Source organism: uncultured Campylobacter sp. (genome assembly GCF_938040115.1).
Taxonomy (GTDB): Bacteria; Campylobacterota; Campylobacteria; order Campylobacterales; family Campylobacteraceae; genus Campylobacter_A.
Window position 1 is genome coordinate 1 of the sequence record NZ_CALHXD010000182.1, and the last position, 9,209, is coordinate 9,209.

Below are 9,209 nucleotides of genomic sequence, written 5' to 3' on the forward strand. Positions count from 1 at the left end.
CGGCGAAATCATACTCAAGCTTGCTTTGCTTTTGCGCGATCTGCTTTAGCGCCGTCAAAAAATACTCGCCCATCTTTCGCTTTTGCTCCATGGGCGCTAGCTCGCCAAATTCGGGCTCGAAATGTATCAACGCGTCCGTTTTGCCCGTGTCTTTTCTAAACGGCGAATACTCAAATCTATTTCGCAAAAAGTAACCGCCCGCGCGCCTCTGCTCCTCGCTCATCATTTCGCGTATCAGCTCCCAAGCGCGCTGCGAGCTTAGGCGCGGCTTATCGGACGCGATGATGTAGTTGGTTCGGCAGTGCTCGTCATCAAAGCTAAACGCGCATTCCAATTTTATGTAGTTGATTATCGAGCCGTAAATTTTAGGGCGCATTTTGGCGTTAAGCGCCGGTTGTAGATCTGCAAAGAGGCTTTCTATCACGGCGCGCGAGTTTTCGTAGCAGTTGCTGATAGCGCGCGTGATGCGGACCGGATTTTTGGCTATCCAGTTGTGCTGGCTGTTTAGCTTGAGGTCCAAAATTTCCTCTTTTACGGGGCGCGCGAGCGTTTTACCCGCCGTATCCGGACTTTCGTGAAAAAACGTATCGTCGTCTTGCATCGTAAGCCCCGTTTTGCGTTTCGACCACATAGCTTCTACAAAGCGCGGCTCGCCGTGCGCATTTAAAAAATAGGTCATCGCATAGCCGTTGTAAAATTTCCCGCGCAGCGCCTCTAAGCTCTCGCGCTCGCCCCAGCCTACGATCGCTAGGCATTCGCAAATTTTAACGGCCCTGTTCCACTCGCTAGCGTTTTTATAAAAGGCGTAGCGGTCAAATTCGCCTAGCAGCCGCTCGCGAATTAAAATTTGATCCTGGGCGCGCAGAAAAATTTCTAGTTCGGCGAGGTTTTCTATCTCGTAAATTGGCTCTAAAATTTCACTCATTATCAGCCTTTAAATTACTTAAATTTAAACCATTTTCAGCACTTCGACTATCTCGCCCTTTGCGATAAATTCGGTTTCTTTTGGGATGATTAAAAGCGCGGCGCCCCCTGTGAGATTATTTACGATCGCCGAGCTGCCCAGCTTCTTGCCGTCTAAATTTACGTAAATTTTGCCGTCGCGATTGACTAAATTTACCGCCGTAAACTCCAAAAACGGCGAGCGCTTTTTGTAGTCCTCGTCCATGATCGCCGTGATTTTAGGCTCGCTAGCGCCAAACCACGCATTTAGCAGCACGCGCACGTAGAGCACGCACATCACCATCGCCGAGTACGGGAAGCCCGGCAGCGCAAATATATACTTTTCGCCCGCTTTTGCGACCTTGATGTGGCGGCCCGGCTTGATCGCGGCGCCGTCTATGATGATGTCGAAATTTTCGCCCAGCGCGCCTTTTACGAAGTCGTAGTCGCCCATGCTGATGCCGCCCGTGGTGACGAGGACGTCGGCTGATTTTAGCGCGCGGACGATGGCGTCTTTTACGAGCTCGGCGCGGTCGCGCACTATCTCGCACAGCACGGGTTCGCCGCCCATTTTGCGCACCATGGCCGCGATGCCTACGTGGTTTGAGCTGTGGATTTGCGCGGCGTTTTCTAGCGGCTCTCCGAGGTCTTTTATCTCGCTTCCAGTCGCCAGTACTGCGACTCTGGGCCGCACAAATACGCTAACGTTAAAGATCCCAAGCTCGGCTAACAGCGCAGTCTCGGCGTAACCTATCGTCGCGCCTTTTTTGATTAGGATTTCGCCTTTTTTGTAGCTTTCGCCCACTTCGCGCACGGCAAAGCCCTTTGGTACGGGTTTTTTGATGAGGATTTTGCCGCCTGATACCTCGACGTTTTCGACAGGGATTAGCGTGTCGGTGCCTTCGCTCATTAGCGAGCCGGTGAAGGTTTTGACGCATTTTACGCCCCCCACCTTTAGCCCTTTATCGCTGCCCGCAGGCAGGTCGGTGATGAGCTCAAGCTCGCTCAAATCCTCTCTCCACGCAAACGCGTAGCCGTCCATCGCCGAGACGGGACGCTCCGGGTAGTTATCCTGCGCCGCGATATCTACGGCGATACGGCGATCAAGCGCCTGCGTGAGAGTGACCTTTTCTACGCGGTCCCAAGGAGCCAGCGTAGAGCGTAAAATTTCAAGAGAGGCTTCATAACTCATAAATTCTTTCATTTTTTATCCTTTTTTGATTCCCCGGCTCGGCTGGATTTCAAATAGTTTTCGGCTAGGATACTCTGGTCACGGACGACCGGTTCGCTCCCGTCGTATCCGCCGCAAACTATTTAAACTACACACAATCCGTCTGGAATATTTCTGCCGATTTTACTAAATTTAATCGTAAATTATGCTAATAAAGCACAGAAGTTTATTATTAAGCCTGTAAAAAGCGTACGAATTTAGTTATAATAGCTCTTAAATTTAAGCAAAGGACAAGCTTTGAATCAAATCGCTAAAACGCCCCAAGACGTCGTCGCCTTACTCATAGAAAAAAGGAAAGAATTTACCGATCCCAAAGAATTTATCGTATCGTTTGGTAAGGATGAACTAGGCGAGTTTGAGAAGCTAAACGGCGATATGGATATGAAGGTCGGCGACCTGCTTAGTATGAGCCAAAGCGTGGGAAGCTCGGTCGGCGAGTCGCTAAAGTCGGTCAAAAAATACTCCGCCGAGCTCATAAAAGCAAGCGATAAGATGAAGGAGGGCGGACTGGGGGCGAAATTTATAAATTTCTTGCTCGGCAAAGACCTGGCCGCCGAGCTGGCTAGCAAATATCAAAGCGTGTCAAGCTTGTTTGAAGAAATCACGGCAAATTTAAAACACTCCATAAATGTTTTAGAAGCTAGAAACGCAGAAATCTCCGAGAAGCAAAAGGAGCTCTCGCTCGTAATCGAAAGCCTAAAAGGCAAGATAGAAATTTTAAGCAAAACAGACGAGCTCATCGAAAATTTAGCGACAAATCAAACAGACGAAGAGCAGAAAAAATTCCTCCTCGAAGAGGCGCTATTTTACATCCGTATGCATCTGCAAAATTTGCGTCAAGTGCTTGTCGTGATGCAGCAAAGCCTCGCAAACTACGCTACTATCAAGCACAATAACTCGCTTTTAAGTTTCGCCACGCAAAACACGATCACAACGAGCATCACGGCGCTAAAAACCAACGTCTATATCGCAAGCGCAGCGCAAGAAGGCAAAAAGCAGCTAAAGGCCGTTTCCGAGATGGACAAGCTAGCTAGCGACGTTATCCTAAAAAACGCGCAGGACGTAAACGATACGGCAACAGACGTGATGGCAAAGGTCGCAGGCGGCGCGCTAGATAACCAAAACCTTGAAAAAGCGATAAATTTGATGATAGATTCGCTAGATAAGATAGAAAATTTCAAAAACGAGGCGCTACCGAAGATGAAAGAAAATATCGCTAAAATAGCGCAGATGAGCAAGACGCTAGAAAGCAAGGTAAACAAGCTCGAAAAGATCGAGCAAAGCGACGTGTATAGTATAGAGTAGGGAGTCGAGTGGGGTCAAATTTGACTAAAGCGCGACGAGTTTTAGGTTTTCTAGCGGTAAACGTCAAATTTGCATCTAGCGAGTAAATCTCCGTTCAAATTTAAACCTATACGGTCAAATTTGATTTTGCAAACGGCAAAATTTAAAAACAAAAAAGGTAAAAGATGGATCAATTTTTAACGCTTCTTGGCAACAATCTCATATTTTCCGTTCCTCTGGCTATCGTTACGGTTTTTACATTGCTTGAGATTATTTTGATGATGACCGGATTTTCAGCGCTTGAGCCGATAAACGGGCTATTTGACGGAGCGGACGGTATAGATGCGCCCGGCGCCGAGTTGTTAGCTTGGGCAAATAAAGGCGGCGTGCCGAGTACGATTTTTTACGGGATTTTGCTTATGAGCTTCGGGGCGTGCGGGCTTTTTATCACCGGCGTTTTTTACGGCTCCGCCTCGCCTGCGTGGTATATGAGCGCGGTTATCGCCGCAGTTTCGTTTTTTATCGCTTTGACTTGGACTAGATGGGTGAGCTTGCTTGCGGCAAAGTACCTGCCTCAGGTGCAAACGTCGGCCTTTAGTAAAAAGGAGCTTCTTGGCTGCGAATGCGAAGTCAAGGACTATAAAATAACCAAAGAGCAAGGCGGCGACGTTAAAGTTGCGGATAAAAACGGAAAAGAACGTTTCGTTTTTGCAAGGGCTGCCGATGAAAAAGAGCTTGTAAAAGGCGATACCGCGCTCATCGTTAGGATCGATAAAAATAACTTTTACATCAAGAAAAAACAGTAAATTTAATCTAAGGAGAATAGTATGAACATTGACGGGATGACTTCTTTGGCCGTATTTGTCGGCATAGGACTCTTTTCTATCATCATTTTGGGTATCGTCTTTTCAAGGCTTTACCGAAAGACGACAAAGGAGCTTACGTTCGTGCGAACGGGCTTTGGCGGCGAAAAGGTCGTTGTGGACGGCGGCGCGCTGATACTGCCGATACTGCATGATTATATCGACATAAATATGCAGTCGATGAAAGTTACCGTAGCTCGCTCTAAAAGCGATAGCTTCATAACCAAAGATAGAATGCGCGTGGATATTACGGCTGATTTTTATATCAGAGTGGGCGAGGATAGAGAGTCTATCTCGCGCGCGGCGCAAACGCTGGGTAAAAAGACGATCGATCTGCGCGAGCTAACCGGGCTGATAGAAGGCAAGCTCATCGCTACGCTCCGCTCGGTGGCAAGCTCGATGGAGATGAAGGAACTACACGAAAAAAGGGATGAGTTTAGCTCACAGGTCAAAAACGCTATCGAAGCCGATCTATCTAAAAACGGCCTTCAACTAGAGTCCGTCTCTCTCACGTCGCTAGATCAAACGGCTAAAGAGTTTTTTAACGAAAACAACGCCTTTGACGCCGAGGGCTTGACCAGCTTAACGCAGACTATCGAGGAACGCAAAAAGCTACGAAACGATATCGAGCGCTCGACCGAGGTACAAATCGCGCAGAAAAACTATGAAACGCAGTCGGAGAAATTTGAAATCCAAAGGAAACAAGCCGAGGCCGAAGCCACGCAACAAACCAAGATAGCGAATTTCCAAGCCGAGCAAGAAGCGCTAAGAGCAAAAGAAGCCGAAAGTAGGCGCAAGGAGGCCGAAGAAGCCAAGATCGTCGCGAACAAAGCTATCGAAGAGGCGCAGATAAACAAAGCAAAGGCTATCAAAGAAACCGAGATCGAAAAGGAAAAAGCTCTCGAAATCGCCACTCAAAACAAAAACATCGAGATAGCCAAGAAAAATCAAGAAGTTGAAGAGGTCAGGATCGCCGCTCACAAAGCCATCGAACAGGCTGAAATCGAAAAGGCCAAAACCATAGAAACGGTGGAGGTGCAAAAGGCCAGAGTTGTCAAAGAAGCCGAGATAGAAAAGGAAAAAGTCATTGAGCTGGCAAATCAGAGCAAAAATATCGAAATCGCTAAAAAAGTCGAAGAAGAAGCCGTGGCTAAAACCCTAGCCAACGAGAAAAAGGCGCTAGAAGCCGCGTCGCTGGAAAAGATCAAAACCGCCTCCGAAATAGAACAAGCCGAACGTATCAAAAAGCTAGCTCTAATCGAAGCACAGCAAGACGCCGAGCAGCTATCTATCGAAAAAACCGTCGCCGCAAAGGCTGAAAAAGAGGCCGAGGAAAACCTAGCCGAAGCTGCCAAAATCAAAGCGATGGGCACAAGCGAAGCGCTAAAGATCAAAGCTACCGCAGAAGCCGAAGCCATAAAGATAACGGCTGAAGCCAACAGGCTAAACTACGAGGTCGAGGCTAAGGGTAAAACCGAGATAAATAACGCCGAAAACATCGTCTCGGCGGCGATTTTGGAAAATAGATTTAAGCTCGCCTTGATCGAGTTTATGCCGCAAATCATCGCCCAGGTCGTAAAACCCGCAGAGAAAATCGACTCTATCAAAATCGTGCAAATGGCGGGCATGGGCGGCGCAAATCAGGGCGGTGCGGGTTCAAATGCTAACGGCGGCGTTAGCAACGCTGGAGCATCTCTCTCCGATCAAATCGTAAATGCGTCTCTAAACTATAAAGTAAATGCACCGATAATCGACGATCTAATGAAACAAGTCGGCATCGATCTAAACGGCGGGATACAAAATATCGCCTCGCCCCTGCTGGACGGTTGCGAAAAAGCTAAAGACGCGTCAAATTTTAGCGCAAAAGAGACTGAGAAATTTAATGCTGCAAGCGAACAAAAAGACGGTAAGAAAAAGTAAATCTAGCCTCAAATTTGATTAAAGTTGTGTAAAGGGGCGGCACACTAGCGCGGTAAAGCCGGCTAAATTTGGCCGTCCTTTTTTACAATCAAAACAATAGTTGCTTTTTGTGGTTGTTTTTGGCATATTTTGAGCTGTCTGCACGGCTGTAAATTTAACATCTACAAATTTTAAACACGTTTAATATTTATGTAAATTTAACTGCTTAAGTTAAATTTTATATTCCCTTTCAAATTTGATTAAATCCCAAGCAAATTTTATTAATTTTTTATTTTAACATCAGTAAAATACAGCTTAAGAAATCGGGTCGATTTTACCTTTTCAAAGGACACTTCATGAATTTTTCAAATTCAAAATGGTTTATCGTTTCAGGTGCGGCGCTCGGCGCTCTGGGTGCACTGCTCGTGTATTTTGGCAACCCTGGCAACATGGGCGTTTGCGCGGCTTGCTTTTTGCGCGATACGGCGGGAGCGCTCGGCTTTCACCGCGCAGGAGTCGTGCAGTACGTGCGCCCGGAGATCATCGGGCTCATTTTGGGCGGCTTTTTAGCCAGCGTGCTTTGGACGAAGGAGTTTAGCGCGACCACGGGCTCGTCGCCTTTCGTGCGCTTTTTTCTAGGATTTTTCGCGATGATCGGCTGCCTCGTGTTTTTGGGCTGCCCGTGGAGAGCGTTTTTGCGTCTTGGCGGCGGCGATATGACGGCGGTTGCGGGAGTCGTCGGTATTTTTGCGGGCGTGTGCGCGGGCGTATTTTTCAAAAAGCTCGGTTACGGCCTCACGCACGAGACTAAAACTCAGGCCGCGATAGGCGTTTTGCCGACGGTTATCGGTATTTTGCTGCTTGCTGCGCTTGCGTTTGGGCTAAAGCTCGGCGAAAACGGCGCGCTTTTTAGCTCCGCAAAAGGCCCGGGCTCCATGCACGCTCCGATCCTGATCTCGCTTGGTTTTAGCGTCGTCGTGGGCGCGCTAATGCACAAAAGCAAATTTTGTAGCGTCGGGGCGTTTGGTAGGCTTTTTAAAGGGGATTTCTCGATGTTTACGGGCATTATCAGTATCGTCGTTTTTGCCAGCATTGTAAATTTGGCGCTCGGGCAGTATAAATTCGGCTTTGAAGGCCAGCCTATCGCGCACAACGACGTGGTTTGGAACTTCCTTAGCATGACGCTAGCTGGGCTTTGCTTTAGCCTTAGCGAAGGCTGCCCGGGCAAGCATCTCGTGCAAATGGGCACAGGCAATCTAAGCTCAGTTATATTCGTCATCGGCATGGCGGCGGGCGCGGCCGTAGCGCATAACTTCTTGCTCGCTAGCTCTCCTAGCGCCATAACGGCGGCGGCTCCGTGGGCGGTGGCGATGGGGTTTGTTTTTGCGGTTTATGTGGGATTTTTCCACAAAAAAGCCGCTTGATTCCCCATAAACGACGGATTTCAAGCTTTAAAATTTTAAACCCGTTTTGGTTACGTATTTCATATACGCGCCCTCACGGGTTAAAATTTTAAAGCTAAACTACGCCTATTCTGTCTGGAATATTTGTCGCACATCTTGCTAAATTTGTAAATTTGACATTTTCGCGGTGCGGGTCTGGGCGAGCAAAGAACGAAATGCCGAATTTTTAAATTTGATTTATATAAAAAGCGAGCTGGAATTTGCAAAATTTGATAGCGATCGGGAGTAAAAGAAGGCTAAACATCATGGTCTAGCCCGCAAGAAATAAAACTTTGATCTAAAAAGCCGTCAAATTTACTCAGCGTGTACGATAAGGCCGCACCGAGAAAATTTATCCTAAAAGCCCGGCTCCTCTGATCGCTTGACTGCGCTCTTTTGCGTAGATACGCTCGCCCCTCACTACGTCGTATTTCCAGATCGGCGCATTAGCCTTAAAGTCCTCGACAAACTCGTTTATCAGGCGCAAGGCGACCTTTCTTTGCGGGCTAACGACGCCTGCGACGTAGGAGCTCTCGTGCACGGGCACGTCCCCACGAGAATGCGCAAAAAGCACGTATGCACCCAGATCCTTTGCCTTTTGCTCCCAGCCCGCTAGCCATTTGCGCAGGATCGGCTCGTAGATGTCAAAGCTAAGCGCGCTGATGCCGCCTTCCTCGCGCACGATGCCGGTAAACGTGATGAGCGCGCCGCAGTTTTTGTCCTTAAACTCGTCGTACCAAGCGTTTGTGATCGCTTTGGCGTCGAGACTTCCATCAAATATCTGCATCTTAACCTCCGCAAACCGGCGGTAAAATGGAAATTTTATCCCCGTCTTTTAGCGGCGCGTCTAGTGAGCTTGCGATCTCGTCGTTTACGGCGACGGCGCAGATTTTTAGCCACTCGGATAGCTCCGCGTATTCGCCTAGTTTTTCTTTTACTTCGCTTAAATTTGCCGCTTCCAGCTTTAAATTATTCATCTTTATCGGGCCCAAAAACTCGATTTCTACCATAAATTTGCCTTTGAAATTAAATTTTTTTCTTGATTTTACTTAAAAAAATATTTAGATATACTTACGCCAAATTTTAAACGAAAGAGCCGTAATGAACGAAATCTTAAGCAAAATAAAAACGCCCGCCTACGTCTGCGAAGAGGCGAAGGTGCGTGCAAATCTCGAAATTTTAAAACGCATCAAGGATGAAAGCGGCGCAAAGGTGCTAGTCGCCCTAAAAGGCTTTGCATTTAGCGGCGTGATGGGGCTTGTCGGCGAGTATCTAGACGGCGCGACGTGTAGCGGCCTTCATGAGGCTAAATTTGCCGCAAAATACGTTCGCGGCGAGATCCATACCTATTCGCCGGCATTTAAAGACGAGGACATAGACGAGGTGCTAGCGCTCTCAAAACATGTGGTTTTTAACTCGTTTGCGCAGTGGACGAAATTTAAGCAAAAAGCCCTAGCTGCGGGCGTTACCTGCGGCCTTCGCGTAAATCCGGAGCTATCCGTCGCGCCGACTGATGCGTATAACCCGTGCGGTCGCTACAGCCGCCTA

The 9,209-nt window shown here is 48.0% G+C and carries 8 protein-coding genes and 1 pseudogene; 5 read left to right on the top strand and 4 right to left on the bottom strand.

Features of this window, described 5'->3' with window-relative positions; all coding sequences use genetic code 11:
* Nucleotides 1–925 (bottom strand): hypothetical protein (locus Q0314_RS06370; protein ID WP_298057607.1); only part of this gene is annotated, 925 nt, incomplete at its 3' end.
* Between the two features lie 24 nt (nucleotides 926–949).
* Nucleotides 950–2,146 (bottom strand): molybdopterin molybdotransferase MoeA, encoded by a 1,197-nt coding sequence (locus Q0314_RS06375; protein WP_298057609.1) that lies wholly within the window; start codon nucleotides 2,144–2,146, stop codon nucleotides 950–952.
* A 264-nt stretch (nucleotides 2,147–2,410) separates the two neighbouring features.
* Here Q0314_RS06375 and Q0314_RS06380 point away from each other — a divergent pair, with 264 nt between their 5' ends.
* The 4 genes from Q0314_RS06380 to yedE all read left to right on the top strand — a co-directional run bounded on the left by Q0314_RS06380 (nucleotide 2,411) and on the right by yedE (nucleotide 7,643).
* A complete protein-coding gene (locus Q0314_RS06380) occupies nucleotides 2,411–3,478 on the top strand; it encodes a toxic anion resistance protein (RefSeq protein ID WP_298057611.1) in 1,068 nt (355 codons plus the stop codon).
* Between the two features lie 164 nt (nucleotides 3,479–3,642).
* The gene (locus Q0314_RS06385) at nucleotides 3,643–4,263 is read left to right on the top strand and encodes an OB-fold-containig protein (RefSeq protein ID WP_298057613.1); all 621 of its coding nucleotides are present in this window, start codon (nucleotides 3,643–3,645) and stop codon (nucleotides 4,261–4,263) included.
* Between the two features lie 21 nt (nucleotides 4,264–4,284).
* Nucleotides 4,285–6,240 (top strand): flotillin domain-containing protein, encoded by a 1,956-nt coding sequence (locus Q0314_RS06390; protein WP_298057615.1) that lies wholly within the window; start codon nucleotides 4,285–4,287, stop codon nucleotides 6,238–6,240.
* Nucleotides 6,241–6,575: 335 nt separating this feature from the next.
* Nucleotides 6,576–7,643: a YedE family putative selenium transporter gene (gene yedE / locus Q0314_RS06395; protein WP_298057616.1), complete on the top strand. Its 1,068-nt coding sequence runs from the start codon at nucleotides 6,576–6,578 to the stop codon at nucleotides 7,641–7,643.
* A gap of 370 nt (nucleotides 7,644–8,013) precedes the next feature.
* Here yedE and Q0314_RS06400 read toward each other — a convergent pair whose 3' ends face one another.
* Both Q0314_RS06400 and Q0314_RS06405 read right to left on the bottom strand, forming a co-directional pair.
* On the bottom strand, nucleotides 8,014–8,448 hold the full coding sequence (locus Q0314_RS06400; protein WP_298057617.1) for a molybdenum cofactor biosynthesis protein MoaE: 435 nt from the start codon (nucleotides 8,446–8,448) through the stop codon (nucleotides 8,014–8,016).
* Between the two features lies 1 nt (nucleotide 8,449).
* Nucleotides 8,450–8,671, bottom strand: coding sequence for a MoaD/ThiS family protein (locus tag Q0314_RS06405; protein WP_009492400.1), 222 nt, complete (start codon nucleotides 8,669–8,671; stop codon nucleotides 8,450–8,452).
* A 91-nt stretch (nucleotides 8,672–8,762) separates the two neighbouring features.
* On the opposite strand from Q0314_RS06405, the pseudogene Q0314_RS06410 reads away from it, so the two are divergent.
* A pseudogene (locus Q0314_RS06410) lies at nucleotides 8,763–9,209 on the top strand (carboxynorspermidine decarboxylase); the annotation flags it as partial.

What these genes read in the sequence shown, in the direction of transcription:
- Q0314_RS06375 (WP_298057609.1), bottom strand. Translation starts at nt 2,146, where the DNA reads ATGAAAGAATTTATGAGTTATGAAGCCTCTCTTGAAATTTTACGCTCT.
- Q0314_RS06385 (WP_298057613.1), top strand. Translation starts at nt 3,643, where the DNA reads ATGGATCAATTTTTAACGCTTCTTGGCAACAATCTCATATTTTCCGTT.
- Q0314_RS06390 (WP_298057615.1), top strand. Translation starts at nt 4,285, where the DNA reads ATGAACATTGACGGGATGACTTCTTTGGCCGTATTTGTCGGCATAGGA.
- yedE (WP_298057616.1), top strand. Translation starts at nt 6,576, where the DNA reads ATGAATTTTTCAAATTCAAAATGGTTTATCGTTTCAGGTGCGGCGCTC.
- Q0314_RS06400 (WP_298057617.1), bottom strand. Translation starts at nt 8,448, where the DNA reads ATGCAGATATTTGATGGAAGTCTCGACGCCAAAGCGATCACAAACGCT.
- Q0314_RS06405 (WP_009492400.1), bottom strand. Translation starts at nt 8,671, where the DNA reads ATGGTAGAAATCGAGTTTTTGGGCCCGATAAAGATGAATAATTTAAAG.